Genomic DNA, 25,911 nt, shown 5'->3' with positions numbered 1-25,911 from the left:
CGTTCTCACTGTATCAGCGAATAATTCCTCGATTCGAGGAGGTCACAAAATCAACAAATGCTTGTACCTGTGGCTCTTTTGCGGCGTCCTCAGCCATGGCGGCGACGGCCTCTTCCAGAGTCAGGCTGCTGCGATACAGGGTCTTGTAGGCCCGGCGCAGCGCTTGCTGGGTCTCTTTGGCAAAACCACGGCGCTTCATGCCTTCCATATTCAGACCACGTGGTATGGCCGCCTGGCCAGAGGCCATCACGAAAGGAGGCACGTCCTGCAGCACCAAAGAGCAACCAGCGGTAAAGGCATGGGCACCTATGTGCACAAACTGGTGCACCCCTGTCATACCGCCGAGAATAGCCCAGTCACCCACATGGCAATGACCGGCAATAGAGGCGTTATTGGCCATGATCACATTGTCGCCCACCACGCAGTCGTGGGCGATATGCACATAGGCCATAAACAGGTTATTGGAGCCGATGCGGGTCTCGCTGTTGTCCTGCACCGTACCCCGGTGAATGGTGACAGATTCACGGATGATATTGTTATCACCCATGATAAGCCGGGTAGGCTCACCGGCATATTTCTTGTCCTGGCAATCTTCACCAACGGAGGCAAACTGGAAAATCCGGTTGCCCTTGCCAATGATGCTGGGTCCCTTGATAACCACGTGGGAACTGATCCAGCAGTCATCGCCGATCTCCACATTCGCCCCTATGTAGCTCCAGGGACCGATAGTGACATTTTTACCTATCTTGGCTTCGGGGTGAACGAAAGCTAATTTATCTATCACTTGCTAATCTCTCTGCGGGCACACATGATTTCGGCTGAACACACCAGCTCACCATCCACTTTGGCCTCGCCGTAGAAAACGCCAATCCCGCGGCGTTCCTTGATCATCTTCACTTCAAAGTGCAGTTGATCACCTGGCTCAACAACCCGCTTGAAACGAGCATTGTCGATACCGGCAAAATAATACAGCACGTCCGGAGACGGCTTGTCGCTCATGGTCTTGAACGCCAACAAGCCGGTGGCCTGCGCCATGGCTTCCAGAATGAGCACGCCAGGCATAACCGGCTGCACAGGGAAGTGTCCCTGGAAGAAAGGCTCATTGATGGTGACGTTCTTGATCGCATGCAGAGTTTCACCCGGAGTAAAATCCAGTACTCTATCGATCAACAAAAATGGATATCTATGTGGCAGGTAAGCCAAAATCTCTTTGATATCCATTGTATTTAATTGATTAGACACGAACTCGTTTCCTCATGCCGCTTAACGCACAGCGGTATTAATCTTGGGGTTTAACGGTTTTTTCCAGGGTTTTGACCCGCTGGAACAGCTCGTCCAACTGACGGAAGCGAACCGTATTTTTACGCCACAGCCTGTTGGGCATGGCCACAGTGGCCGAGGAGTATACCCCAGGTTCACGAACATCGTTAGTAATGTTGGTGCTGCCAGTGACGTGCACCCCATCCGTAATGCTCAGATGACCGGAAATCGCGCAGTTGCCACCAATAATACAATGTTTACCTATAGTCACGCTGCCTGCCAGTACTGTGCAGCCGGCAATCGCAGTGTTGGCACCTATGATATCGTTGTGAGCTACCTGCACCTGGTTGTCGATTATCACGCCATCATGGATTTCAGTATGATCGATCGCGCCGCGATCTATAGTAGTACCGGCGCCAATCTCCACTCTGTCACCTATGCGCACACCGCCGGTCTGAGGGATTTTGATCCACTGACCGCGTTCGTTGGCATAACCGAAACCATCGGAGCCGATAACGGCCCCAGAGTGAACGATACAATTTTGCCCCAAATGTACATCGTGATAGACGGTGACATTGGCCCACAGGCGGCTGCCTGAGCCTATAATGACATCCTGACCAACCACTGTACCGGCACCTATCTGGACATTTTCGCCCAAAATACTGTTGGCCCCGATGACCGCATTAGCGCCAACTGCAACGCCCTCACCCAGTTTGGCACTGGGATGAATTTGCGCCGAGGGATGGATATCCTCTGCTGCAACCGGCGTGCTGTCCAGCAATTGCGCAACTCTGGCAAAGCCGACATAAGGGTCATTGAGCACCAAGGCGTTACCGGCAAAACCGTCCAACTCTTTAGGCGAGATCAATACCGCACCAGCCTGAGTCTGCTCCAGCTGGCTACGGTATTTGGTGTTGGCCAGAAAGGTGATCTGATCCGGCCGCGCCTTTTCAAGTGTCGCCACAGAGGAGACAGTCACACTGTCATCCCCACGAACTTCGGCCCCTAACAGCTGGCCAAGCTCTTTCAACGAAAAAGACTTCATCGATTTACTTGCCTTTGCTCAAGGCTTCAACCACTTTGGAGCTGATGTCGGCAGCAGGCTTAACATAAACCACGGCGCCGCGTTGCAGTACCATGTCGTACTTCTCTTTTTCAGCTATGGTGTTGATAGCCTTCTGCACTTTTACCAGCAGTTTGTTTTGCTCTTCACCCTGACGACGACGCAGATCTTCATCCAGCGCCTTACCTTTGAGCTGATAGTCAGCCTTCAGGGATTCCATTTTACGAACCAGTTCGGTCTTTTGCGCTTCGCTCATCAGCGCGGCATCACGCTGCTGCTTTTCCAGCAAACCACGGAGGTCTTCCTGCAGCTTCTGTACTTCAGCCATACGATCGCCGAATTCAGTCTTGAGTGCGTTGCTGATCTGCTCGCGTTGTGGCAGTTGTTCAAACACAGCGCCCATATCGACAACCGCCAGTTTCTCCGCTTGTGCGGCCAGGGGAGCACCCATCAACATCAGCGTCATCAGTGCGCCGTTTACCATTTTTTTCAAAGTCAGACTCCTTGTTTTTCTTCAGCAATGCTTGCCGAGTTTATGTAATTTAGAAAGTTTTGCCAATATTGAACGAGAAGATCTCGGTCTCGTCATCGTCGTATTCCTTAACAGGCCAGGCCAGGCTGAACACCATGGGGCCCATGGGTGACAGCCATTGCAGGCTAAGACCCCAGGAAGCACGGATACGGCTCGGATCACTGTAATCGGCCAACTTGGAAAACTCATCTGCCGGCAAGAAACGATAGGAGTCATAATCAAACTCCGTATCCCAGACGTTACCCGCATCGATAAAGAAGCTGGTACGTACTGAGTTGCTATAGGCCTCATCCAGGAAAGGAGTCGGCACAATCAGCTCCATACTGGCCGTGGCGATGGCGTTACCACCGATAGAGCGGCCTGAGCTGATGTAAACTTGGTTTGGATCGCCCGGCAGGCTACAGCCTTCACCATCCGGATTGGGTGAACAAGGCTCGCTGCCGCGATACAGATAGAAAGCCCTTGGGCCCACAGAGTTGGACTTGAAGCCACGCAGTGAACTGGAACCACCTGAGTAGTAGTTTTCCCAGAATGGCAGGATTTGGTCGTTTTCATTGAAACCACCGTAACCGTTGCCATACCCCAAGCGGGCACGGGTCAAGAGCACAAACTTGTGGCTGCGGGTCAGCGGCCAGTAGAAGCTGGTGTCAAAGTCGGTCTTGAAGTACTGCAGATCAGAACCTGGAACCGTGATCTTACCACTCAAACGCTGGGATGAACCATCGGTTGGGAAGGTTCCGCGGTTAAGGGTACTGCGATACCAGCCGAGGCTGAGCTCAAAGTTGTCGAAGCTCAAGTCAGAGTTGGGGTCATCACTGTCACGGTAAATGTTATAGAAACGGATCGCCTGCTCATAACTGGAAATCTCAGAAATGGTGTTATGACGATAGCCTATGCCGCCGTTGATCCTGTTGTACTCGTTAATGGGGAAACCGCTGTTGAGTGCAATCCCATAGGAGCTGTTCTTATAACGCTCGAGGTTGGCCTCGTTGGCGTCGAACTCGTTCCAGTAGATGCTGCCACCCAGGCTGACCCCATCCTTGGTGAAATAAGGATCGGTATAAGACAGGTTGACGTTCTTGGAGTACTTGTTGGTGTTCAGGTTAATCCCGGCCTGGTTACCCGTACCGAGGAAGTTGGACTGCTGAACCCCGAACTGCAGACTCAGTCCTGACTCGGTACCATAACCTACACCAGCGTTAAAGGAGCCTGATGGCTGCTCTTTCACCTTGAAGGCCACATCCACCAGGTCGTCTGTGCCCGGCACCTGCACGGTTTCGGTGTCGACAGTTTCAAAGTAGCCCAAACGGTTGAGGCGCGCCTTGGATTGCTCGACCAAGGCCGAGTTTAACCAGGCCCCTTCCATCTGTCTCAGCTCACGGCGCATCACTTCATCTTTGGTCACTGTATTACCGGTGAAGTTGATGGAGCGTACATAAACACGCTTGCCGGGCTTGACGTTAACATTCAGGGTGACTTCCTTAGTTTCATCATCGATCTCAGGGAAAGTCTTCACCTCTGGATAGGCATAACCGAAACGGCCCAGATACTTGCTGTACATCTCTTCGGTAAAGGTAACATCGGCGCCGTTGTATTGCTCACCGGCCTTGATAGGCAAGATACCCTTGAGCAGCTCTTCACGGCCCATGAGTTCACCGGTCAGGTTGACTTCCTTAACCTTGTACTGGTCGCCTTCATCGACATTGATGGTGATGTAGAGACCCTTACGGTCCGGCGTCATCGCCACCTGAGTCGAGGTCACCTTGAAACGGATATAACCATTGTTGTGGTAGTGGGTCTTGATGGTTTCGAGGTCGGCCTGCAGCTTTTGCTTCTGATAACGGCGCTCGCCGAACAGATCCCACCAGGCCACATAGTCTTTGAGCTCCAGCATACCGATAAGGTCGGCATCACTGAAACGCTCGTTACCCACTATGTTGATCTGACGGATTTCGGCCGCCAGACCTTCGGTAAACTTGAACTTGAGTTCTACCCGGTTACGAGGCAGGTTAATCACCTGAGCCTCGACCTTGGCGCCGTATTTGCCCACGCCGTAGTAGAAGTCCTGCAGGCCCTTCTCGATACCCGAGAGCATAGTGCGGTCGAGGGCTTCGCCCACTTTCACACCACTGCCGTCCAGGCTTTCCTGCAGCTGTTCATCTTTGATGTCCTTGTTACCTTCGAAGGTAACAGCGCTGATGGTCGGTCTTTCACGTACCGACACTATCAGCACCCCACCATCGCGGGACACCTGAACATTTTCAAAGTTACTGGAGGCATACAGGCTCTTTATCGCCTGTTGCAACTTGAGTTGATCGACTGTGTCGCCCACTTTGACAGGCAAACTCAGCAAGGCCGCACCGAGTGCCACTCGTTGCAAACCTTCAACTTGGATGTCGGTCACTTCAAAAGGCTGGAAAGACTCTGCCCAACCATTCCCTGAAAACGACGCGCCGACTAATAACATCGAGGCAAAAAGTTTATTCAATCGCATAGCGCACTTCTAATTATTTGTCTGTCCTTGCTCAGAGTCGGGCAAAATCATTGAAAAGGGCAATGCTCATCAACATCAGCAGCAACGCCGCCCCAAATCTGAATCCAATTTCCTGTACCCGTTCGGATACAGGCTTACCTGTTATTACTTCCACCAAGTAATACATCAAGTGTCCCCCGTCCAGCACTGGCAACGGCAAAAGGTTAATAATGCCGAGGTTTACGCTTATCAGGGCGAGGAACCCGAGAAAATAGACCAACCCTATGTTGGCGCTGTTACCGGCCCCCTGCGCGATGGAGATGGGGCCGCTTAAATTTTTAACCGAAACATCACCGGTAAACAACTTGGCGATCATCTTAAAGCTGACTACCACAAGTTGCCATGTTTTATCTGCCGCCACCGAGATAGACTCAAGCGGGCCATACTGCAGATCCAGCAGCATGTTGTCCGGCCACTTGGGGGCTTTGGGCGCCAGGCCGATGACACCTTCCATTTCCCCATTGGCACCCTTGCGGCTGTCCGGGATCAGAGTGAAGGTCTGTTGCTCACCGCCGCGTTTAACCGTCAATTGCAGCGGCTTTCCGGCAGATACTTTAATTTGTCCGACAAAGGTTTGCCAGTCGCTGTATGCCTCACCATTGACGGCCACCAGAATATCCCCGGCCTTGACCCCGGCCTTGGCAGCCGCTCCGCCCTCGGTAACCGTCTCCACTTCAGGGATCACATCCGGACGGAAGATATCCAGGCCCAGGGTGCTGAAGGGGGATTCTTTTTCCGGATCGAAACGCCAGTTGCGAATATCCAACTGATAGGTGCGTCCGGAAGGCTCAAGCCCATCATCTGGCTGAGATACCTGGCTGAGAGGCCTCAGGGTCAAGCTCATGCTGTCATCGCCGATATGACCGACCAGCGCCAGATTCACCTCTTCCCAGTTGCGTACCTTTTGCCCGGAAACCGCCACTATCTGCTGTGGGCCATCTATCTGCATCACGGCCGCAGGCGAGCCGGGTCTGACATCGCTGATCACCGGCTTGAGTGAAGGCACACCGATGAGATACATAATATAGAGCGCGAAAATGGCAAAGATAAAGTTGGCTATCGGCCCGGCAGCGACTATCGCGATACGCGCCCAGACACTCTTGCGATTAAAGGCCTGATCTTTAAGCTCCTCGGGCACATCCTCGACCCGTTCGTCGAGCATTTTGACATAGCCCCCAAGCGGGATCATGGCTATCACATATTCGGTGCCATCTTTACCGAGGCGACGCCAAATCGCCTTACCAAAGCCGATGGAGAAACGCTCTACCTTGACACCACAGCGCCTGGCTACCCAAAAGTGGCCATATTCATGGGCGGTGATCAGTATCCCCAAGGCGACGATAAAAGCGCCCAGGTTCCATAAAAAATCAAACATCAGACCTTATTTTCCTCACTTGCATCCGGCGATAGCTTCCTCGGCATACTGACGGCTTTGGCCGTCCAATGCCAGAATATCCGCTATGGAATTTAAAGGCGATTGCGGCACACGCGCCAAACAAGCTTCATTGACCCGGGCGATATCGGTAAAGCCGATTTCCCCTTTAAGGAAGCTGGCGACGGCCATTTCATTGGCTGCATTAAGCACTGTAGTGGCTTCCTGGCCCGAAGCGCAGGCACTCATTGCCAGCTCCAGACAGGGATAGCGGGCAAAATCCGGCTCACAGAAGCTCAATTGTCCGACTTTGAAAAAGTCCAAAGGTTCAACCCCGGAGACAATTCTCTCTGGATAGGCCATACAATGGGCTATCGGGGTGCGCATATCCGGATTACCCAGCTGCGCCAGCACGCTGCCATCCTGATACTGCACCATGGAGTGAATCACACTCTGGGGGTGGATAACCACCTTGAGCTGCTCGGCACTGGCGTTGAAGAGCCAGCGCGCCTCTACATACTCAAGCCCTTTATTCATCATGGTCGCCGAATCGACAGAAATTTTAGGCCCCATGGACCAGTTGGGATGCTTGATAGCCTGGGCTGGCGTCACACTCGCCAGACTGGCAAGATCGGCGCTCAAAAATGGCCCGCCTGAGCCGGTGAGCAGAATCGATGAAATCCCTGCACCTTGAAGGTTGCAATAACCCAGCTGTTGCTGCACGGCTTCCGGCAGGCATTGGAAAATAGCGTTGTGCTCGCTGTCTACCGGCAGCAGAGTCGCGCCCGATTGGCGGGTGGCTTCCATAAATAAGCGCCCGGACATTACCAGCGCCTCTTTGTTGGCCAGCAACACTCGCTTACCTGCCTTGACTGATGCCAGTGTTGGTATCATACCGGCGGCGCCAACTATGGCCGCCATCACGGTATCGACCCGGCTGTGAGTCACCAGCTCAAGTAGTTCGGACTCGCCGGTACTGACCCGGGTATCCGAGCCGGCACCCAAACGCTCGGCCAATGCCTTGGCCGCTTGAGGGCAAACCATATGGGCAATTTCAGGTCGGTGGATCGCACACAACTCGGCCATCTTGTCCACATTGGTATTGGCCACCAGCGCATAAACATGATATGCCGCCGGATTATGTTGGATCACACTGAGGGTACTGGCACCAATTGAGCCAGTCGCTCCTAAAATCACCATGTTTTGCATAGCACTACATCCAGAATGCAATATAGATAAGGGTAAAGACGGGCAAGGCTGCGGTCAGGCTGTCGATGCGATCCAGCACACCACCGTGGCCGGGCAATATGGTGCCCGAGTCTTTAATTTTAGCGGCGCGCTTGAACATGCTCTCGGACAGATCGCCAAGCGCCGAGGCAAGTGCGGTAAACAGGGTCACGGCAACCAGCAGTCCAAGCTCCTGTTCGGGAGAGAAATAGCTGACCCCGGCCACTACCACCATGGTGGTCAGCAGGCCACCCAGCAAACCTTCCAGGGTCTTGGCCGGGCTGACATTGGGCATGAGTTTAATCCGTCCCAGCGCCTTACCGGCAAAGTAGGCCCCTGAATCAGCGGCCCATACCGTCAGCATCACCAAAAACACCAGGATACCGCCAAAATAAGGGTCAGCAGGACTGCTGAGCGCTTTGAGGGCTATCAGGGAAGCGAAACAAGGTAGCAAGGTCAACTGGCCGAACATGGACTTGAGCATAGGGCTGCCCTGCCAAAGTTTGGCGCTGCGGGGATAGGAGATCACCAGCACCAGAGAGAACAACCACCAACAGGCACCGATAAGAATGATGGCCAGCATAATGGGGTGTAACTGGCCCCTGGACCAGACGGCATCGGCCGGAACCAGAAGATTAATCGCCACCAGCACTATCGCCAGGGTAGCGGTAAAACTCCATTGAGTAACCTCACAGCGGCTGTCGATAATGCGGCCCCATTCTTTTGCCGCAATCAGAAATACCGCCACCAAGGCCCATGAAAAATAACTTGCCGGGAGCAAAAAGATAGCCCCCATAACCAGTGGGATTAACCAAATTGCTGTTATTATTCGTTGTTTTAGCAAAAAATGTCCCTCGTAAGATGTTATACGCTGCGTATTTCTTCTATCTGACTTCCGGTCAGACCAAAACGACGCTGGCGGCTGGCAAAAGTCGCCACTGCCTGGCGAAACGCCTGCTCATCAAAATCCGGCCAAAGGGTGTCGGTAAAGACCAACTCGGCATAAGCCGCCTGCCAGAGAATAAAATTACTGATGCGGTAATCCCCGCCCGTACGGATCATTAAATCAACTTCATGTTGATTTTGCATGCACAAATGTTCTGCCAAGGCCTCTTCGCTGAACTGACTGCTGGTCATTTCACCGGATTCTACTTTTTCGGCCAGTTTACGAGCAGCTTGCATTATGTCCCAGCGGCCACCGTAGTTGGCGGCAACATTGAGGATAAGCTCTGAATTGGCGGCGGTTTTCTCTTCGGCTGCGCGGATCTGCTTTTGCAGCCTCTCGGAGAAGCGGCTGGTATCACCTATGATGTTCAGCCGGACACCGTTTTGGTGCAGCAGTTTGATTTCCCGGCGCAGCACGGTAAAAAACAGTTCCATAAGCAGGCTGACTTCCTGATCCGGACGACGCCAGTTTTCACTGGAAAACGCAAACAGGGTCAGTGAACGTACCCCGAGTTGCCTGGCGGTACTCACGGCGCGGCGCACAGCCTTGACACCGGCCTTATGGCCTATGACTCTGGGTTTACCCTGGGCCTGAGCCCAACGGCCGTTACCATCCATAATGATAGCCACATGCTGCGGGATAGACTGCTTTACCAGCTCTGAAAGCTGCTCCGGTAAGCACTCAGAGGTCAGGCAGTCGCCGGTGCTGGTTGGAGTCGTAGGATCGGCTTCCATATTGGATGACATCTGAATAAACAACCCTTATAAATAGACAAACGCCGCGTAGTATACCCCTACACGGCGCATCAACTCTAGTTTAGCGAGTCAATATCAGACTTCCATCAATTCCGCTTCTTTTGCGGCCAACAGCTCGTCTATCTTCTTGATATGTGCGTCAGTTATCTTCTGCACTTCCTCTTCGCTACGGCGTACATCGTCCTCGGTACACTCTTTTTCCTTCTCCAGGTTCTTCACCGCAGAGTTGGCATCACGACGAACGTTACGTACTGCCACGCGGCCGTTTTCGGCTTCGGCGCGAACCACTTTAACCAGATCACGACGACGCTCTTCGGTCAGAGCCGGCAGAGGGATACGGATAGTGGCACCGGCAGACATAGGGTTCAGGCCCAGATCTGAGCTCATGATCGCCTTCTCTACGGCCTGGATCATGCTACGGTCGAATACGTTAACCGCCAGAGTGCGGCTGTCTTCAACAGAGATATTACCCACCTGCTTGAGCGGAGTCATGGTGCCATAGTAAGACACCTGGATAGAGTCCAGCAATGCAGGGTGAGCACGGCCGGTACGCACTTTGGCCATTTGCGCCTTGGTGGCATCTACACACTTGTCCATACGAACCTGTGCATCTTCTTTAATCGCATCAATCACGTTAAATGTCCTTTTTGCAATCAGTCGGTTATTTCGTTTTGATCAGCGTGCCTTCGGCTTCTTCACCCATGATCACCCGGCGCAGTGCGCCTGGCTTATTCATATTGAAGACCAATATAGGCATGTCGTGGTCACGGGCCATGGTGAAGGCGGCCAGATCCATGACTTTCAATTCTTTATCCAGAACTTCAGTGTAACTCAGTTCATCGTATTTGACGGCTTCGGGGTTCTTCATCGGATCATCCGAATATACGCCGTCAACTTTAGTGCCTTTTAGCACGACTTCTGCTTCAATTTCAATCCCTCTCAGGCAAGCAGCAGAGTCTGTAGTACAGAATGGGTTACCGGTACCGGCAGCAAAAATCACCACACGTCCGGACTTGAGCAGGCTGATAGCCTCGGCCCAGTTGTATCTATCGCACACACCATTGAGCGGAATAGCAGACATCAGACGGGCATTAACATAGGCACGGTGCAGCGCATCACGCATCGCCAGACCATTCATCACTGTCGCCAGCATACCCATGTGATCGCCCACCACGCGGTTCATACCGGCCTTGGCCAGTCCTTCACCACGGAACAGGTTTCCGCCACCGATAACCACGCCAACCTGAATGCCGAGCTCAACCAGCTCTTTAATCTCCTGGGCCATACGATCCAGTACCTTGGGATCGATACCGAAGCCTTCTTCGCCCATCAGGGCTTCGCCACTCAGTTTCAGCAGAATACGTCGAAATGCAGGTTTTGGGTTGGTGCTCATCTTTTTCTGTCCTGGTCATAACAAGACCGCAGCGGCTGCTGCGGTCTTGGGAGGGTTAAGAATTGACGATTAAGCCTTCTTGGAAGCAGCGATTTGGGCAGCTACTTCAGAAGCGAAATCTTCTTCTTTCTTCTCGATACCTTCACCCACTTCCAGGCGGATGAAGTTAGTCACAGTGGCGCCTTTCTCTTTCAGAACTTCACCAACAGTTTTCTTTGGCTCCATGATGAATGGCTGACCAGTCAGAGAAACCTCACCGGTGAACTTCTTCATGCGGCCGGCAACCATCTTCTCAGCGATTTCCTGAGGCTTGCCTTCGTTCATAGCGATTTCAACTTGAACGGAACGCTCTTTCTCAACCACTTCAGCTGGAACGTCTTCTGGGTTAACGTACTCAGGCTTAGAGGCAGCAACGTGCATTGCGATGTGCTTCAGCGTTTCTTCATCGGCTTCACCGGTAACAACTACACCGATGCGATCGCCGTGACGGTAGAAAGCCATTTTGTCACCGTCGATGTACTCAACGCGACGAACATTGATGTTTTCACCGATTTTGGCAACCAGGGCAACACGCGCTTCTTCGAACTGAGCTTTCAGATCTTCAACAGTCACTTTGGCAGCAGCGGCAGCTTCCAGAACTTCGTTGGCGAAAGCCAGGAAGTTGGAGTCTTTTGCTACGAAGTCAGTCTGGCAGTTAACTTCAACCAGAGCAGTGTAACCAGCACCGTTTTTGATCAGGATAGTACCTTCGGCAGCGATGTTACCGGCTTTCTTGGCCGCTTTGGCCGCGCCGCTCTTACGCATGTTATCGATTGCAGCTTCGATATCACCGTTAGTTTCGGTCAGGGCTTTTTTACAATCCATCATGCCTGCGCCAGTACGGTCGCGCAGTTCTTTAACCAGGGCAGCAGTAATTGCCATTGTTAAATCCTCAATTGATAATTCGACAAATTTAACCTGTTGATAATCAGGTATAAAACAGGGGCCATATGGCCCCTGTTAACCAATCATATCTCTTGGTTAATAAGGGTGATGTACTAGCATCGCACCTTATTATTCAGCTTCGATGAAACCGTCTTCTTCAGCTTGAACAGCCAGGTCCTGACCACGGCCAGCTTTGGCAGCAGCAGCTACAGACTCAGCATACAAACGGATTGCACGCATAGCGTCGTCGTTACCAGGAATGATGTAGTCAACGCCATCTGGAGCAGAGTTGGTATCTACTACGGCAACAACAGGGATACCCAGGTTGTTGGCTTCTTTGATAGCGATGTGTTCATGGTCGGCACCGATAACGAAAATGGCGTCTGGCAGACCGCCCATGTTCTTGATACCACCCAGAGACTTCTCAAGCTTTTCCAGCTCACGGGTACGCATCAGCGCTTCTTTCTTGGTCAGCTTGTCGAAAGTACCGTCAACAGACTGGGTTTCCAGATCTTTCAGGCGCTTGATTGACTGACGAACGGTTTTCCAGTTGGTCAGCATACCGCCGAGCCAGCGCTTGTCCACGTAGAACTGCTCGCAAGATACGGCAGCTTCTTTGATGGCTTCACTGGCAGCGCGCTTGGTGCCTACGAACAGGATTTTACCTTTCTTGGAAGCAATGTTGCTGATGAAAGCCAGAGCTTCATTGAACATTGGCACAGTGTGCTCGAGGTTGATGATGTGTACACCGTTGCGGGCGCCGAAGATGAAAGGCTTCATCTTAGGGTTCCAGTAACGGGTTTGGTGACCGAAGTGTACACCGGCCTGGAGCATATCGCGCATTGAAACTGTAGTCATTTTCTATACCTTAATTTAAGGGGTTAGACCTCCACGCATCCCATGTCTTCGACCCTTTGGCCAAGCCGCGGGCACCCCGAAGAATGTGTCGATACGTGTGTGATTTAGTATTTGAGTTAAATGCCATGTATAATGGCCGCCATCTTTACTCTGACCTGCCAACGAAATGGGATCCCCCACCGAAGGCAGCCCGACTTGAAGTCAATTCGAACTCGTAGAGTCGTCAGCTCAAAGTCACTTAGAGTCAAACATAACGGCGCGCTTTATACCATAAATCGCCGGCAAACACAAATTTTTTACCGCTCATATGTCGGCCTTAAACTCAGTTCAAAGCCGCGCCAGGAGCGTTATTTTACCGTTTCACAAACAAGTTGGATTGGCCTTGGCCAAGACACAGGTTATTAAGAGAAAACCCCCATGAGTATAGTCATCAAGACAGCAGACGAAATTGAGAAAATGCGTGCCGCCGGTAAGTTGGCCGCCAGTGTACTGGAAATGATAGCCCCGCACGTCAAGGCAGGGGTCAGCACCAACGAGCTCAACGATATCTGCGCCAAGTACACGGAAGAACAAGGCGCCATCTCTGCGCCGCTCAACTACCATGGTTTTCCCAAGTCCATCTGTACCTCTATCAATGAGGTGATCTGCCACGGTATTCCCAGCGATCGCGTGCTCAAGGACGGCGATATTCTCAATATCGACATCACTGTCATCAAGGATGGCTATCACGGCGACACTTCCAAAATGTTCCTGATTGGCGATGTCAGCCCAAAAGATCGCCGCCTGTGCCGTATCGCTCAGGAAAGCCTCTACGCCGCCATCCGCAAGGTTCGCCCCGGCATGCAGTTGGGTGAAATTGGCACCACGGTCGAGAAGTTTATCAAGGCCAGCAAGTCAGGCCTGGACAAATATTCGATAGTGCAGGATTACTGCGGTCACGGTATCGGCGCCGGTTTCCACGAAGAGCCACAGGTAGTGCACTACAAAAACAACGACAAGACCATACTGCGTCCAGGCATGTGCTTTACCATTGAGCCGATGATCAACGCCGGTCGCCACACTTCTGTACTGAACAAGGATGACGGCTGGACTGTCACCACCTCAGATGGTAAAAATTCAGCTCAGTGGGAACATACTCTGTTGATCACCCAGACCGGCGTAGAAGTTCTGACGCTGCGCGCCGAGGAAGATTTCCCGAGGATCATCAATCACGCCAAATAAGGCGTCACCCAAGGAATAGAATGAGCACAGCGCTGGCAGCCAAAACGGCACTTTGTGAGCAGAATCAGGCCCTGTTTGACAGGTTTACCTCGCGAGAAAAGATAGTCGAACTGGTTACCAGCCGCTGTCGCTTTGTCGATAAGCAGCTGATTGAACAATGGCAAGCCCAGGGGCTGAATGATTATCCCATCGCCCTTATCGCCGTTGGCGGCTATGGCCGCGGCGAGCTGCACCCCTATTCAGACATAGATCTGCTGTTTCTGGTGGATGACAACCTGGACCCGGCAGCCGAGAGCAGGCTCAGCGCCTATATCGCCTTTCTCTGGGACGCAGGTCTTGAAATCGGCCACAGTGTCAGAACCCTGGGCGAAACCCTGCAGCAGGGTCGCCAGGACATCACCATAGCCACCAATCTATTGGAAGCCAGGCTGCTTACCGGCCCGGAAATCCTGTTTGATACTCTCTACGACGCGATTCGCGAGCACCAATTCTGGCCATCGAACGAGTTTTTCAGCGCCAAGCGCGATGAACAGCGCGCCCGCCACGCCAGGGCCAATGCCTTCGATCTTGAACCCAATATCAAAACCTGCCCCGGCGGCCTCAGGGATATTCAAACCATAGCCTGGGTCGCCATGCGCCACTTCGATGCCGCCAAACTCGAAGAGTTGGTCGGGCACGGTTTTCTGGAGCAGGCCGAACTCGAAGAGCTGCTGGAGTGTCAGCACTTCCTCTGGGAGCTGAGATTTGCCCTGCACCTGGCATCGGGCCGTGACGAAAACCGTTTGCTGTTTGACTTGCAGCGTCAGGTCGCCGGCTTGATGGGCTACGAAGATGCCACCCAACTGGCGGTCGAGCAGATGATGAAGCGCTATTACCGCACAGTGCGGCGGGTGATGGAGCTCAACGAGATGCTGCTGCAACTGTTCAAGCGTGCCACCCTGGGGCACACCCAGGCGCTGGAAATCCAGCCTATAGATGAACACTATCAGCGTCGCGGCCGCTTTATCGAGGCGCTGGACTTGGCACTGTTTGACGATCCGGAAGAGATCGTCAGACTGTTTTTGCATGTGGCCCGCAATTCCAATATTCAGGGGATTTATGCCCCGACTCTGAGGGCACTTAGAAGGGCCAGACGCGCCCAGCCGCAGCCGCTGATGGCCTGGGAAGGCTGCCGCGGGGTATTTATGGAAATCCTCCGCCATCCTCGTGGCATTGCGGCTCTGTCGCTGATGCACAAACATGGGGTGATGTCGGCTTATTTGCCTGCCTGGCGCGCCATTGAGGGCCAGATGCAGTTTGACCTCTTCCATGCTTACACTGTAGATGAACACACCCACAGGCTGCTGCTCAATATCGACAAATTTGCCCAGGCAGAGCAGAAAGAGGAGTTCCCACTCGGCTCTGTACTGATCAATCAGTTGCCGAAAAAAGGGCTTCTGGTCTTGGCGGCCATTTTCCACGACATCGCCAAGGGGCGCGGCGGCGATCACAGTAAACTCGGCGCCGTGGATGCGCTGGAGTTTTGCAAACTGCATGGCCTCAACGACCACGACGGCCGCTTGGTCAGCTGGTTAGTGGAGAATCATCTGTTGATGTCGATTGTTGCCCAGCGCCGGGATATTTCCGATCCGGAAGTAGTCGCCGATTTCGCCGACAAGGTTCGCGATGCGGTGCACCTGAGTTACCTCTACTGCCTGACAGTGGCCGATATCTGTGCCACCAATGAAAAAACCTGGAACAACTGGAAGGGCTCCCTGCTCAGGGATCTCTACTTTGCCACCCAGAGGGTGCTCGCCCGCGGCAAAGAAAAGCCGGTGGATATTCGCGCCCGGGTGCGGGAGCATCAGGCCAAGGCCAAGAAAGAGTTGCTGCGGCGCGGCTTCAAGGAAAAGGCGCTGGATCAGCTGTGGCAGAGATTCAAGGCCGATTACTTTTTGCGTCATCAACCCAATCAAATCGCCTGGCACGCCGAGGCGATTCTCAAGCATAAGCAGGATGAGCCGCTGGTGATGGTATCCAAACACACCACCCGTGGCGGTACCGAGCTGTTTGTCTATTGCCAGGACAAACCCAAGCTGTTTGCCACTGTGATGGCGGTGCTGGACAACAAGAATATCAATGTTCATGATGCCAACATCATGACATCCAAGGACAACTACGCCCTGGATACCTTTGTGATCCTCGAACAGGACGGCAAGGCGGTCAGTCAGCTGTCGCGGATACAAAGCATACGCAAGACCCTTGGTAAAGCGCTTAGCGGCGAGCAACCCAAGATCCCGCGCTTTCGCAAGTTGTCGCGCAAGATGAAACCTTTTAAAGTTCCGACTCAGGTCAGTTTCCTGCCGACCCGCCGCCATGGTACAAGTATGATGGAACTGATAGCCTTGGATAGCCCGGGCCTGCTGGCCAAGATAGGTGAAACCTTCTATCGCTGTGATGTCACCCTGCTGGCGGCCAAAATCACCACGATAGGCGAGCGCGCCGAGGACTTTTTTATTCTACAAACCAATCAGGGACTGGCACTGGATGAAGCCCAGCAACAAAAGCTGAAAGAGTCACTGATCAGTGCCCTGTCCCAATTCGGGACCCCAACAACCTAAGTAAACGGGAGAAACCAATGGAGGCTTTACGCCAACGTATTGAGGCGGCTTTTGAAGCTCGCGCACAGATAAGCCCAACCACAGTTGACGCCGAGCTGCGCGCCGATGTGGAACGAGTGATTGACATGCTGGACAGAGGCGAGGCCAGAGTGGCCGAGAAACTGGACGGTCAATGGCATGTGCACCAATGGCTCAAGAAAGCCGTTTTGCTGTCTTTCCGTATCTTCGACAATGGCGTAATCGATGGGGCCGAAACCAAGTATTTCGACAAGGTACCACAAAAGTTTGCCGACTATGATGAAGCGCGTTTTCGCGCCGAAGGCATACGCGTTGTGCCACCTGCTGCGGTGCGCAAAGGCTCTTTCATCGGTAAAAACACTGTGCTTATGCCCTCTTACGTTAACCTGGGCGCCTATGTAGATGAAGGCACCATGGTCGACACCTGGGCCACGGTTGGCTCCTGTGCGCAAATTGGTAAAAACGTGCATCTCTCCGGCGGTGTCGGTATCGGTGGCGTACTCGAGCCGCTGCAGGCCGGCCCAACCATTATTGAAGACAACTGCTTTATCGGTGCCCGCTCTGAAATCGTTGAAGGGGTAGTGGTCGAGGAAGGCTCAGTGATCTCCATGGGGGTCTATATCGGCCAGAGCACCCGCATCTATGACCGCGAAACCGGTGAAATTCACTATGGCCGGGTTCCAGCAGGTTCTGTAGTGGTGTCAGGCACCTTGCCCTCCAGCTGCGGCAAGTACAATCTTTACGCCGCCATCATAGTCAAAAAGGTAGACGAGAAGACCCGCGGTAAAGTGGGTATCAACGAACTGCTGCGGATGGTCGACTGACCCTTGCCCTCGGGAGCTGACCTCGAGCAATAAGCGCTTTAGCAGGTCAGCAACCCCATCTATGTGTCTGTCTGCTCTGCCCATAAGGGCGCGGGCAGACACATTTACTTACCAAGAGACAAACTTCCACACCTTGGGACACGCCTTGCCCAAGCAGCAACAACTGCTGACAGAAAGCCTCTATTCAATCGCTGGCAAATGCCCCTGCTGCGACTGTACTTAAATGGTACTTGAAGCATCCCCAAAAGGAGCAAGCCATGAACCTTTGCCAACGTACCCGCACCGGCGCCGTATTACTGGCTGTCGCCGGCCTGAGCTTCGGCTCTCTCAGTACCCAGGCCGCAATGGATCCTTATATTGAGCAGGCGTTGATCCAGGTCTGTAAGTCCAGTGCTAGCAACAGCATGATAGCGTTTTCCAATACCCTGCGTGAGTACCGGATCAATGAACAGCGAGTGTTCCCCCGTCTGGTGTGCAATGGTGAGTCACTGCATCAGTTTGCCATGAGTCACGGCGCCGATCGCACCGCCAAAAAGATTGGCCGCTTCCTGCCCGGCAAAGTGACCATTTCCGATATGGCCATGATCCCAGAGGAGGAAAAACTCTACGTGAGTTTCCGCTGAACCTACTGAGCCCAAAACACTCGGGTTAAAACACCAAGGTCTTGTTGCCGTACACCACGACCTGTTCATTGAGTACCAGCGCCAGAGCACGGCTGAGAACACTTTTTTCCACATCTCGGCCGGCTTTGGCCATATCTGCCGCACTGTAACTATGATCCACAGGGATCACATCCTGCTTGATGATAGGTCCCTCATCCAAGCAGTTATTCACAAAGTGCGCCGTGGCACCAATAATCTTCACCCCGCGCTCCCACGCCTGACGATAGGGATTGGCGCCGATAAAGGCCGGCAGGAAGGAGTGATGAATATTGATTATCTTATTGGGATACTGCTCGACAAACTCAGGGGTGAGTACTCGCATATATTTGGCCAGTACCAGGTATTCAGGCTGGTAGCCGGCGATAATCTCCAACATGGCGCGCTCGTGGGCGCTGCGATCCAACCCCTGATGACAGACGTGATGAAAAGGCACCTCAAACTTGGCCGCCAGCGGTGCCAGGGTGTCGTAGTTGGCCACTATGGCGGCTATCTCCACATCGAGAGCACCATAGTAGGTTTTCATCAAGAGATCCCCGAGGCAATGGGCCTCCTTAGTCGCCAGCACCACTATGCGCTTGCGTCCGGCATCCACCAGTTTCATATGGTTTTGCTTGGGCAGGACCTCGGCCAACTCCTTTAGCAGCTTAGTTTCATCGAACTCGCCTTCAAGTTCGGTACGCATGAAAAAGCGCCCCTGCTGATTATCGACAAACTCGTTGTTCTTGATGATGTTCAGTCTGTGCTGAAAGCATACCCCGGTGACTCTGGCGATAAGCCCATATTCATCGGCACAATCAATCATCAGTATTTTGCGTGGCATATCGGCTCCTGTCGCTGCATCAAAGTTTGAATATGCCACAGTCTCGCCGCTGGCGCGCTTAAAATTTATTCATCAAAAGCAGCCCGTTATCTCCGGCTTGCCTGGCGACTGTCCAAATACTTTTGCAAAAGCCCTCTCAAGGTCTCGGCCTTGGTGCCAAACACCACCTGGACGCCCTGCCCTACCACTATCACGCCCTTGGCTCCCAATCCCAACAGGCGGGACTTGTCCACCAGCTCTGGGCGTTCGACACTCAGGCGCAAGCGGGTCATACAGGCGCTGAGATTGCGGATATTGGCGGCGCCGCCGAGCGCGCCTATCATGGCCAGCAGATTGCCGCCCGAGGCGGTTTCCGGCTCCAGCCGCCCCGGCGTCTTGAGATTGAATGCCATAATGGAAGCGCGGAAAATCAGATAATAGATGACTGCGGTCAAGGGGCCCAGGATCAGAAACCAACCGGCGTTGGCAGATTGATGCCACAGAAGGGCAAAATCCAGCAAACCGTTGGAAAACACCAATCCATAGTGAATGTCGAGCCAGATACAGACAGCATAAGCCAGCCCGGTCAGCAGTGCGTGCACCAGATACAGCAAAGGCGCCACAAACAGGAAGGCAAACTCAATCGGCTCAGTCACCCCGGTAAGCCAACTGGTTGCCGCCGCCGACAGCATGATGCCGGCCACCCGATTGCGTTCACTCTTGTCGGCACAGCGCCAAATCGCCAGGGCCGCCGCCGGCAGGCCCCACATCTTGATGAGATAGCCACCGGCCAGATTGCCGGCCTGGGGATCGCCGGCGAGGTAGCGTGCCACTTCGCCTCTGAGCCATTCACCATCCTGATAATACTGCCCAAGCTCCAGGTAGAAAGGCGCATTCCAGATATGGTGCAGCCCAAGTGGCAACAAGAGGCGCTCCACTGTGCCATAGATGGCAAAGGCCAGCTGCGGCTTTTGATACACAGCCCAGTTGGAGAACACCTCAATATAGTGAGCCAAAGGTGGCCAGATAAGCGCCAGCAAATAGGCCAGCAACACAGCCAACGGCAACATCAGCAATGGCGCGCTGCGGCGCCCCTCAAAGAAGGAAAAGATAGCCGGCAAACGCAAGTGACGACTCATGGCCATCGCCAGGCAGGTCATCACCCCGAGCAGCATACCACCGGCAATACCTGTATCTATGGTTTCCACTCCGAGCCAGACTGAGGTGTGCACGGGGTTTTGCGAAGCCAGCAGCGATAAGGTGGAACTGAATACCCCAAAGCCGAACGCCGCACTGAAGGCAGCAATCCCCTGATCGCGACAAAAGCCTATGGCAATAGCGATGGCAAACAGCAGCGGCATCATAGTGAAGATGAGATTGCCTGTGGTGGCAAACAGCTCATTGAGAGAAGGAGACAAAATACCTGTCGGCGTACTGGCCAGGCCTTTCATCACCCCGGCAGCAGGCAGGATAGCTATGGGGACAAGCAGCGCCTGACTCAGGCGCTGGGCAAACTTAAACCAATGTTGTGAAAAGCCTTTCAGGCGCCCGGTTCTGTTTTCAGCAGGGGTAGCCAGTTGTTGAGCCATGCTTGAGCCTCGACCTCGGGTTCCATGGTTTCGCAGGCATCAATCTCCAAACGCTCACCGACACGTTTGGCACCAAGCTCCGCAAACAGTTCATCCAATTGTTTACCTGCGCCGCAGAAAGTCTCATAACTCGAGTCTCCCAGGGCAATAACCCCGTATCTAAGGTCTGGTAAGTAAGGGGCCGTGTCTTTCAGTTCCAAAAACCAGGGCAAAATATCATCCGGAAGATCCCCTTGGCCGGTAGTGGAAGAGACCAGCAACAGATACTCATCGGCAGTCGGTACATATCCTTTAAGCTCATGACTTTGCCAAAGTTTGGCATCCACACCATGAGTCTGGAGCTGCTTCAGGAGTGTCTCGGCAACAAACTGGGCGTTACCATAGACAGTTCCAAACACCAGGTTCACTTTTTTCATGTTATACTCTGCACCTCGGAGCCAATATTCATTGTTCTCCACCATACTGTATCGTCTGCTTGTGCTGCAAGCACAAGCATCAACAGACACCAAGCCGACACGCCACTGGCGATAAGGAAACGCAGCGATGCGACAGAGCAGCAGGCAGAAACTTCAGAAGCAACACCAAAGGGCAACTCATGTCCGCCGTATGTGTTACTTCAGAGCCGCTCAACAAGACCAACACCACGCCCACTATCCACTCGACGCCTATCGTCCCTTACTTGACATGATGCACCAGCGCACCAATAAAGACGAAACCTAAGGAAGGTGCGAACAAGTCCCATGTGTGCTCTGCGTCGGCTTACGGGCCTGGATGCAAGGCGTGGTTCGCAGCAAATGGCCCTAGTCCTTTGCAAGAAGCACAACATAGCAGGCAGGTCTGTAAGCCACGCCCTTCGGGGCTTTCACAGCAACCGGCTCTCTGCGTTATCCGACTTCGACAGGCCCCGGCATGCCTTCAGTCAGATGCCTTGAACGCCAATTGCTGTGCAAGCCACTCTCTACAAAAGAGAAGGCCACGAGGACTTATTCGCACCTTCCCTAAGCCAGCAGCAAACCGCTGTCTGACTCAAGCTGGGACTCATCCCAGCCCAGGCCTTCGAACACTTGCAGCCATTCGGCCTCCGGCTCTGTCACTATGGTGACGGGTTCGCCTGTCGTTGGGTGAGTGAAACTCAAGCTCTGAGCCAACAACCATAAACGGTTGAGGCCGAAGTGTTCGCGAAAGAAACGGTTTTGCTTGCCATCGCCGTGTGTGGTGTCACCTATGATGGGGTGACGCAGATGAGCCATATGCCTTCTGAGCTGATGCTTGCGCCCAGTCTGCGGCGAGAGACGTATCAAGGCAAAACGACTGCTGGGGTAACGCCCTGACGGGAAAGGGATCTCGGCATTGAGTAGCGGCGCATATTGAGTAATGGCGTCCTGGGCTTCCTTGTTGCGGTCGGCATGTTTATCGGCCACGGCATCGAGCTCTTCTTTGAGTGGATAGTCCAGTGTACCAGCTTGGTGCATATTGCCGCGCACCAGGGCCAGATACTCTTTGCGTGTCTCGCGCCCGGCAAACTGCTGACATAAAATAGCGGCAATTTCACTGCTCTTGGCGAACAACAAGACACCCGAGGTCGGCCTATCCAACCTGTGCACCGGAAACACATGGCAACCCACCAGATCACGGGTCAGCTGCATGGCGAAAAAACGCTCTTTTCGCGCCAGATAGGTTCTATGCACCAGTAATCCCGCCGGTTTATGGATGGCAACCAAGTGTTCATCTTCATAGAGGATACGGATCTCGGGGCACTCTTCATCCACAGGTGTCAAAGCTTGCTCCGAAATCTCGGCTTGAATCTGGGTCTCATCTTGCTTGTTTGGTAAGGAGTTCATCCAAGGTTCTCAACAAAGTGATCAAATTACGGTATGTGGGCGCTTCGCCCCAGACATGCTCGGCCATAGGTGCAGTTGCTATGGCTGATGGCAGCGGCATTTCGGCGTCTATCAGCGTGCGCATTTTGGGCAACAAAATAAACTGCAACCAGGCTTCAAATGCCATGCTGTCGCAGGCAAAGGGCGCCTGACTGGCCATGGCTGCCGCGCCAGGTTCGGTTGCGCTCCACATTCCCTGCGCTTTCAACTCGGCCTCTATGGCCAACAGGAGTTTTTCAGTCGCCAGAAAAGGCATCTGTCACCTCGCAGATCCAAAACAATAAATTGGCGCCAATCATACCATCGGGCCAAGCTTATCCCTATAATGCACCGCATTTGTTGTACAAGAGTCAAACGAGCATGGACAGTATCACTACCCTCAGCGAACTTCTCAGCGCCGCCAACACCCAATACCAGGTCTATGATCTCGGCCGCCGGGTGCAACACATAGATCCCATGGCTTTTCATCAGATAGAGGCCCTTCAAAGCCCCTATCCCTTCCCTATACAAGGGCATGCCCAGTTTGCCCTGGTGTTCTGGGATGGCAGTAATCAGCAATATATCTGGTTCCTGAAATTACCTTTGGATGAGCGCGGACTCCTGGTCCCAGCTGCACGCAGCCAGTTTATTCAGATGTTGCTTGAAGCCATGGGGGAAAACCTGACCCGTGAACTGACCGAAGCCCAACAGCAACAGATGGCCAATCATCCCTTCAGTTTCAAGCCGCCGCAGGAAAAACTGGCCCTGTTCAACGCCTTGGTGCGCAAACAACTGGGACAAGCCGCTTCTGTGCAGTATGAATATGCCTGCCAATACCTGAGCGGCAAGGTGGCTGCCGAAAACTGGCAACATTTGGGACTGCAAGGGCTGGCGGATATCTGTGCCCGGGTCAATGAACTGGATCACTCAGCCCTGTTGCAACAAGGGTTGAGCAAAGGCGCCGCCGAGGTGCAAATTGCCCTTTGCCAGCAACTGGAACATATACTATTGCCAGAGCCGCTTGCCGAAACGCTCTTCCAGGCATTCAAAGACGCTGCCCCCGAGCACAAGGTTTACTTCCTTCGCGCCTTGGCATCTCACCCTGAACTCTGCCAACAGGCGATAACAGAGCTGGATAGTCAGCAGGCGCTGAATATTGACGCCTTGATCGCCATTGCCGCTCGTTGCTGGTATAGCCTGAAACAGGATGAGTGCCGCAAAATTTATCTCGAGGCTCTGGCTTTGCAGGAGCAAAGCTTCTTTAATCAAATCTTTGCTGATATTGTGGCCATACCCGGGATACGTACCCAGGTATTGAGCGAACTTCGCAATCCTCACCGCAGTGACCGCCTATCCGGCGCCATCGGCGGTCTGTTCAGGGCGACCACAGAATGATGACAGATTTTCTCCTGATCGCAGCGCTGGTAATGATTGCTGCGTTTTTCTGGCAGTTGCGACAAATGGCCGAACTCAGTCGGATATTTGCCGAGCGGGAATGCCAACGGCAAAAGGTGCAGATGCTTGCCATCGCCATGGAGTCAGCCCGACCCAGCATAGGCGGCAAGAACGGCCTGTGCTGGAATGCACGCTTTATGTTTGAGTTCAGTACCGATGGCATCAACCAGTATCGCGGCCATATCCTGATGCACGGTAAACAGATCCAGAAAATTGAATGGCCAATATTTCCCGAACCCGAGTGGCATGAAGCGCCAACTGCCAGAGGCAGCGTCGGTGGCGGTTGTGGCTCCCGCGGAGGTTGCAGTTCGGGTAAGTGCCGCTGATATTTTGCTGCATCTGACAGAAAACTGAGCCGACCCCGTCGTTGAAGAGTCAGCAGAGTTTGCTAGGTTACACAGATAAAAAATCAGAAAAATGGCAGCAGACTCTTACGCCATCAAAGTTTGAGAACCATTTAAGTCCCCAAATAAAAAATCCCTTAAATAAGAAAGGGCGCGACAATTAAGCCGCGCCCATCTGTTTCTCTGTTAAGCCTTCCAGCTATTAAGTTGCTTCCCTGCACCATCCATGCGTCTGCCGTGCGTCCTGCGCTCCCTGTACCATCCTGGTGAGTCCCTGTACTTGCGTACCTGTTCCCTTAGTCCCGATTATCCCTTGATCGGGCCTTGCTCTATCCTTAAGCGTGTCCAGTATCGTCCTTGCGCATCCGTTCAATACATCCTGTTTCGTCTTCCTGACGCTGACCACATTCCTTGGGTCAGTACCTTTCCCTGTTTGCCATCATCCTGATAGGCATCTTCCTTGAGTCATCCCTGGACCGTGTTCCTCACGGTTTAGGTCTTCCTGACCTTGTTCCCTGAATCATCCTTGTCCTTGGATGATTTAAATACTAATCCAATCCCGGCTCCAGGGTTGTACAGAAACCGTTCAATAACTCGTGCAACTTTTTTGTAGCAATTGAAATGGAGTGCATAACCAATTAATTTTAAAAAGCTTAATTGTTTTTTAACGACAAAACCTGCTGTTTAACTCTTGTTTGTCTCACAGTCTTGTGAGACATCTCGCACACGATGCCCGGCTTTAATGGAAAACGATGTGTAGTTAAAGACACATCGCCTATAAATCAGTACCGGAATGACCCTAGCTTTAATGACGCCCTATAAGAAAAAACAGCAAAAGAAAAGGCGCGTCCTAAGACGCGCCCTATTTACTGCTGTCAGCCATCCCGCTGAGTTGTGCTCCCTGCACCTTCCATGCGTATGAATTTCTTCCTGTGGACACCTTGTCTCAGTTACGACAGCTTCCAAGCTATCTTTTCATCCCTGCTTACAACCATCCTGGTGTCTGCTCAATTCCCTTGAGCCTCCTTGTGGCCTCCTGGCACTCATCTTCCATGTTTGCCCATCCACTAGCAGCTGTCGTCAATGAGTTGGGTATTCCCTTAACCCAAAGGCTGGCATCCCTGAGCCTGTCCTCTACTTCGTCCTGAACGCTTTCCTTAGCAGACCTTCCTGTCTCAAATTGCCTTTCCTGGCGCGGCAATTTCCTTATTACCGGAAAAATCTCCTGTGTATCCATCATGGATACTGCTTTCCCTGCGAGCCATTTCCTTGGCTTGAACTTCCCTGGAATGGTTTCAAGACCTCCTGTCTTGATTGTCATCCATGACTGAAATCCATTTAGCAGGCTTCCTTGCAGCTCGTCCTTGCATAGGCCTTTCCAAAACGTGTCATCCTGACACTTGCCCTTCCTTGGCTGCCGCCTTAAACTCCTTGGCGTTGCTTTCCTTGCAGCTCCCTCTTCCTTGAGGCTCGTAATTTCAGCTCCTTTCCTTGGAAGCTCTGTCAAAGCATCCTGCCCTGACCACGACTTAAGTGTACCCAAGGACCCCTCTTTGAGATGGTCAATTTTAGAACAGGCTGGGAATGACAAATATTCAGCAGTCGCTAATGAAATGCTAATCACTTGTTTATTAACAATATTTAATTATTCGCCAGTAAGAACAGCCAATAAGTCTT

The 25,911-nt window shown here is 52.9% G+C and carries 26 protein-coding genes; 7 read left to right on the top strand and 19 right to left on the bottom strand.

The features are described from left to right. Positions 1 to 13: 13 nt before the first annotated feature. From lpxA to rpsB, 13 genes are all read right to left on the bottom strand, one after another. Positions 14 to 784: an acyl-ACP--UDP-N-acetylglucosamine O-acyltransferase gene (lpxA, locus tag ACMHXI_RS03425; protein WP_045283561.1), complete on the bottom strand. Its 771-nt coding sequence runs from the start codon at positions 782 to 784 to the stop codon at positions 14 to 16. Further along, the gene (gene fabZ, locus ACMHXI_RS03420; protein ID WP_025010987.1) at positions 781 to 1,242 is read right to left on the bottom strand and encodes a 3-hydroxyacyl-ACP dehydratase FabZ; all 462 of its coding nucleotides are present in this window, start codon (positions 1,240 to 1,242) and stop codon (positions 781 to 783) included. Before fabZ ends, lpxA begins: the two co-directional genes overlap by 4 nt. A 37-nt stretch (positions 1,243 to 1,279) precedes the next feature. Beyond that, positions 1,280 to 2,305, bottom strand: a complete 1,026-nt coding sequence (gene lpxD, locus ACMHXI_RS03415; protein ID WP_025010986.1) for a UDP-3-O-(3-hydroxymyristoyl)glucosamine N-acyltransferase — start codon at positions 2,303 to 2,305, stop codon at positions 1,280 to 1,282. 4 nt (positions 2,306 to 2,309) lie between these two features. Then, entirely contained in the window at positions 2,310 to 2,807 is a 498-nt protein-coding gene (locus tag ACMHXI_RS03410; RefSeq protein WP_044735892.1) for an OmpH family outer membrane protein, read from the bottom strand. Positions 2,808 to 2,865: 58 nt separating this feature from the next. After that, positions 2,866 to 5,349 (bottom strand): outer membrane protein assembly factor BamA, encoded by a 2,484-nt coding sequence (bamA, locus tag ACMHXI_RS03405; protein WP_025887252.1) that lies wholly within the window; start codon positions 5,347 to 5,349, stop codon positions 2,866 to 2,868. Positions 5,350 to 5,380: 31 nt separating this feature from the next. Next, positions 5,381 to 6,763, bottom strand: coding sequence for a sigma E protease regulator RseP (rseP, locus tag ACMHXI_RS03400; RefSeq protein ID WP_028779855.1), 1,383 nt, complete (start codon positions 6,761 to 6,763; stop codon positions 5,381 to 5,383). Between the two features lie 15 nt (positions 6,764 to 6,778). Beyond that, entirely contained in the window at positions 6,779 to 7,969 is a 1,191-nt protein-coding gene (ispC, locus tag ACMHXI_RS03395) for a 1-deoxy-D-xylulose-5-phosphate reductoisomerase (RefSeq protein WP_044734897.1), read from the bottom strand. 4 nt (positions 7,970 to 7,973) lie between these two features. Further along, on the bottom strand, positions 7,974 to 8,831 hold the full coding sequence (locus ACMHXI_RS03390; protein WP_044734898.1) for a phosphatidate cytidylyltransferase: 858 nt from the start codon (positions 8,829 to 8,831) through the stop codon (positions 7,974 to 7,976). Positions 8,832 to 8,851: 20 nt separating this feature from the next. Further along, positions 8,852 to 9,679: a polyprenyl diphosphate synthase gene (gene uppS / locus ACMHXI_RS03385; RefSeq protein WP_028779852.1), complete on the bottom strand. Its 828-nt coding sequence runs from the start codon at positions 9,677 to 9,679 to the stop codon at positions 8,852 to 8,854. A gap of 84 nt (positions 9,680 to 9,763) precedes the next feature. Next, positions 9,764 to 10,321 carry a ribosome recycling factor gene (frr, locus tag ACMHXI_RS03380; protein WP_025010981.1) on the bottom strand — a complete coding sequence of 186 codons (558 nt, stop codon included), beginning with the start codon at positions 10,319 to 10,321 and terminating at the stop codon, positions 9,764 to 9,766. A gap of 28 nt (positions 10,322 to 10,349) precedes the next feature. Beyond that, positions 10,350 to 11,081, bottom strand: coding sequence for a UMP kinase (gene pyrH / locus ACMHXI_RS03375; RefSeq protein WP_025010980.1), 732 nt, complete (start codon positions 11,079 to 11,081; stop codon positions 10,350 to 10,352). A gap of 69 nt (positions 11,082 to 11,150) precedes the next feature. Beyond that, the gene (gene tsf, locus ACMHXI_RS03370) at positions 11,151 to 12,002 is read right to left on the bottom strand and encodes a translation elongation factor Ts (RefSeq protein ID WP_044734899.1); all 852 of its coding nucleotides are present in this window, start codon (positions 12,000 to 12,002) and stop codon (positions 11,151 to 11,153) included. Positions 12,003 to 12,134: 132 nt separating this feature from the next. Continuing rightward, positions 12,135 to 12,863 carry a 30S ribosomal protein S2 gene (gene rpsB, locus ACMHXI_RS03365; protein WP_025010979.1) on the bottom strand — a complete coding sequence of 243 codons (729 nt, stop codon included), beginning with the start codon at positions 12,861 to 12,863 and terminating at the stop codon, positions 12,135 to 12,137. A gap of 417 nt (positions 12,864 to 13,280) precedes the next feature. On the opposite strand from rpsB, the gene map reads away from it, so the two are divergent. The 4 genes from map to ACMHXI_RS03345 all read left to right on the top strand — a co-directional run bounded on the left by map (position 13,281) and on the right by ACMHXI_RS03345 (position 18,149). Further along, positions 13,281 to 14,084 (top strand): type I methionyl aminopeptidase, encoded by an 804-nt coding sequence (gene map, locus ACMHXI_RS03360; protein WP_028779850.1) that lies wholly within the window; start codon positions 13,281 to 13,283, stop codon positions 14,082 to 14,084. Between the two features lie 20 nt (positions 14,085 to 14,104). Further along, the gene (glnD, locus tag ACMHXI_RS03355; protein WP_413734002.1) at positions 14,105 to 16,684 is read left to right on the top strand and encodes a bifunctional uridylyltransferase/uridylyl-removing protein GlnD; all 2,580 of its coding nucleotides are present in this window, start codon (positions 14,105 to 14,107) and stop codon (positions 16,682 to 16,684) included. Between the two features lie 17 nt (positions 16,685 to 16,701). Next, positions 16,702 to 17,526 carry a 2,3,4,5-tetrahydropyridine-2,6-dicarboxylate N-succinyltransferase gene (gene dapD, locus ACMHXI_RS03350; protein WP_413734000.1) on the top strand — a complete coding sequence of 275 codons (825 nt, stop codon included), beginning with the start codon at positions 16,702 to 16,704 and terminating at the stop codon, positions 17,524 to 17,526. Between the two features lie 257 nt (positions 17,527 to 17,783). Further along, positions 17,784 to 18,149 carry a DUF3718 domain-containing protein gene (locus ACMHXI_RS03345; RefSeq protein ID WP_208147387.1) on the top strand — a complete coding sequence of 122 codons (366 nt, stop codon included), beginning with the start codon at positions 17,784 to 17,786 and terminating at the stop codon, positions 18,147 to 18,149. A 25-nt stretch (positions 18,150 to 18,174) separates the two neighbouring features. Here ACMHXI_RS03345 and purU read toward each other — a convergent pair whose 3' ends face one another. The 3 genes from purU to ACMHXI_RS03330 all read right to left on the bottom strand — a co-directional run bounded on the left by purU (position 18,175) and on the right by ACMHXI_RS03330 (position 20,992). Beyond that, entirely contained in the window at positions 18,175 to 19,008 is an 834-nt protein-coding gene (gene purU / locus ACMHXI_RS03340; protein WP_044734902.1) for a formyltetrahydrofolate deformylase, read from the bottom strand. Between the two features lie 86 nt (positions 19,009 to 19,094). Then, positions 19,095 to 20,576, bottom strand: coding sequence for a PTS transporter subunit EIIC (locus tag ACMHXI_RS03335; protein WP_045283557.1), 1,482 nt, complete (start codon positions 20,574 to 20,576; stop codon positions 19,095 to 19,097). Continuing rightward, entirely contained in the window at positions 20,528 to 20,992 is a 465-nt protein-coding gene (locus ACMHXI_RS03330; RefSeq protein WP_028779863.1) for a flavodoxin, read from the bottom strand. The genes ACMHXI_RS03335 and ACMHXI_RS03330 overlap by 49 nt, the downstream gene beginning before the upstream one ends. A 127-nt stretch (positions 20,993 to 21,119) precedes the next feature. Between ACMHXI_RS03330 and ACMHXI_RS03325 the strand changes: the two genes are divergently transcribed. Continuing rightward, complete coding sequence (locus ACMHXI_RS03325; protein ID WP_099049524.1) at positions 21,120 to 21,296, top strand: hypothetical protein; 177 nt, start codon at positions 21,120 to 21,122, stop codon at positions 21,294 to 21,296. 278 nt (positions 21,297 to 21,574) lie between these two features. Here the strand turns inward: ACMHXI_RS03325 and truC are convergent, their stop codons facing one another. Together truC and ACMHXI_RS03315 are read right to left on the bottom strand one after the other, a co-directional pair. After that, positions 21,575 to 22,417 carry a tRNA pseudouridine(65) synthase TruC gene (gene truC, locus ACMHXI_RS03320; RefSeq protein WP_144132626.1) on the bottom strand — a complete coding sequence of 281 codons (843 nt, stop codon included), beginning with the start codon at positions 22,415 to 22,417 and terminating at the stop codon, positions 21,575 to 21,577. Continuing rightward, entirely contained in the window at positions 22,389 to 22,712 is a 324-nt protein-coding gene (locus ACMHXI_RS03315; RefSeq protein WP_028779843.1) for a YqcC family protein, read from the bottom strand. Before ACMHXI_RS03315 ends, truC begins: the two co-directional genes overlap by 29 nt. Positions 22,713 to 22,816: 104 nt before the next feature. On the opposite strand from ACMHXI_RS03315, the gene ACMHXI_RS03310 reads away from it, so the two are divergent. Together ACMHXI_RS03310 and ACMHXI_RS03305 are read left to right on the top strand one after the other, a co-directional pair. Continuing rightward, positions 22,817 to 23,830, top strand: coding sequence for a DUF3549 family protein (locus tag ACMHXI_RS03310; protein ID WP_071238233.1), 1,014 nt, complete (start codon positions 22,817 to 22,819; stop codon positions 23,828 to 23,830). Beyond that, the gene (locus ACMHXI_RS03305) at positions 23,827 to 24,216 is read left to right on the top strand and encodes a DUF3301 domain-containing protein (RefSeq protein WP_025010973.1); all 390 of its coding nucleotides are present in this window, start codon (positions 23,827 to 23,829) and stop codon (positions 24,214 to 24,216) included. The genes ACMHXI_RS03310 and ACMHXI_RS03305 overlap by 4 nt, the downstream gene beginning before the upstream one ends. 1,003 nt (positions 24,217 to 25,219) lie before the next feature. Here ACMHXI_RS03305 and ACMHXI_RS03300 read toward each other — a convergent pair. Continuing rightward, positions 25,220 to 25,777, bottom strand: a complete 558-nt coding sequence (locus ACMHXI_RS03300; protein ID WP_208184948.1) for a hypothetical protein — start codon at positions 25,775 to 25,777, stop codon at positions 25,220 to 25,222. Positions 25,778 to 25,911 lie beyond the last annotated feature (134 nt).

The organism is Shewanella sp. BJSY2023SW005 (genome assembly GCF_047314585.1).
GTDB lineage: Bacteria > Pseudomonadota > Gammaproteobacteria > Enterobacterales > Shewanellaceae > Shewanella > Shewanella algae.
Note: the sequence above shows the minus strand (reverse complement) of the source record. Positions and strands in the feature narration are given on the sequence as shown.

What these genes read in the sequence shown, in the direction of transcription:
- ACMHXI_RS03345 (WP_208147387.1), top strand. Translation starts at nt 17,784, where the DNA reads ATGAACCTTTGCCAACGTACCCGCACCGGCGCCGTATTACTGGCTGTC.
- tsf (WP_044734899.1), bottom strand. Translation starts at nt 12,002, where the DNA reads ATGGCAATTACTGCTGCCCTGGTTAAAGAACTGCGCGACCGTACTGGC.
- ACMHXI_RS03315 (WP_028779843.1), bottom strand. Translation starts at nt 22,712, where the DNA reads ATGCCTTTTCTGGCGACTGAAAAACTCCTGTTGGCCATAGAGGCCGAG.
- lpxD (WP_025010986.1), bottom strand. Translation starts at nt 2,305, where the DNA reads ATGAAGTCTTTTTCGTTGAAAGAGCTTGGCCAGCTGTTAGGGGCCGAA.
- ispC (WP_044734897.1), bottom strand. Translation starts at nt 7,969, where the DNA reads ATGCAAAACATGGTGATTTTAGGAGCGACTGGCTCAATTGGTGCCAGT.
- ACMHXI_RS03310 (WP_071238233.1), top strand. Translation starts at nt 22,817, where the DNA reads ATGGACAGTATCACTACCCTCAGCGAACTTCTCAGCGCCGCCAACACC.
- uppS (WP_028779852.1), bottom strand. Translation starts at nt 9,679, where the DNA reads ATGTCATCCAATATGGAAGCCGATCCTACGACTCCAACCAGCACCGGC.
- ACMHXI_RS03330 (WP_028779863.1), bottom strand. Translation starts at nt 20,992, where the DNA reads ATGAAAAAAGTGAACCTGGTGTTTGGAACTGTCTATGGTAACGCCCAG.
- purU (WP_044734902.1), bottom strand. Translation starts at nt 19,008, where the DNA reads ATGCCACGCAAAATACTGATGATTGATTGTGCCGATGAATATGGGCTT.
- ACMHXI_RS03305 (WP_025010973.1), top strand. Translation starts at nt 23,827, where the DNA reads ATGATGACAGATTTTCTCCTGATCGCAGCGCTGGTAATGATTGCTGCG.
- truC (WP_144132626.1), bottom strand. Translation starts at nt 22,417, where the DNA reads ATGAACTCCTTACCAAACAAGCAAGATGAGACCCAGATTCAAGCCGAG.
- ACMHXI_RS03325 (WP_099049524.1), top strand. Translation starts at nt 21,120, where the DNA reads ATGCGACAGAGCAGCAGGCAGAAACTTCAGAAGCAACACCAAAGGGCA.
- dapD (WP_413734000.1), top strand. Translation starts at nt 16,702, where the DNA reads ATGGAGGCTTTACGCCAACGTATTGAGGCGGCTTTTGAAGCTCGCGCA.
- bamA (WP_025887252.1), bottom strand. Translation starts at nt 5,349, where the DNA reads ATGCGATTGAATAAACTTTTTGCCTCGATGTTATTAGTCGGCGCGTCG.
- glnD (WP_413734002.1), top strand. Translation starts at nt 14,105, where the DNA reads ATGAGCACAGCGCTGGCAGCCAAAACGGCACTTTGTGAGCAGAATCAG.
- pyrH (WP_025010980.1), bottom strand. Translation starts at nt 11,081, where the DNA reads ATGAGCACCAACCCAAAACCTGCATTTCGACGTATTCTGCTGAAACTG.
- rpsB (WP_025010979.1), bottom strand. Translation starts at nt 12,863, where the DNA reads ATGACTACAGTTTCAATGCGCGATATGCTCCAGGCCGGTGTACACTTC.
- rseP (WP_028779855.1), bottom strand. Translation starts at nt 6,763, where the DNA reads ATGTTTGATTTTTTATGGAACCTGGGCGCTTTTATCGTCGCCTTGGGG.
- ACMHXI_RS03410 (WP_044735892.1), bottom strand. Translation starts at nt 2,807, where the DNA reads ATGGTAAACGGCGCACTGATGACGCTGATGTTGATGGGTGCTCCCCTG.
- map (WP_028779850.1), top strand. Translation starts at nt 13,281, where the DNA reads ATGAGTATAGTCATCAAGACAGCAGACGAAATTGAGAAAATGCGTGCC.
- ACMHXI_RS03335 (WP_045283557.1), bottom strand. Translation starts at nt 20,576, where the DNA reads ATGGCTCAACAACTGGCTACCCCTGCTGAAAACAGAACCGGGCGCCTG.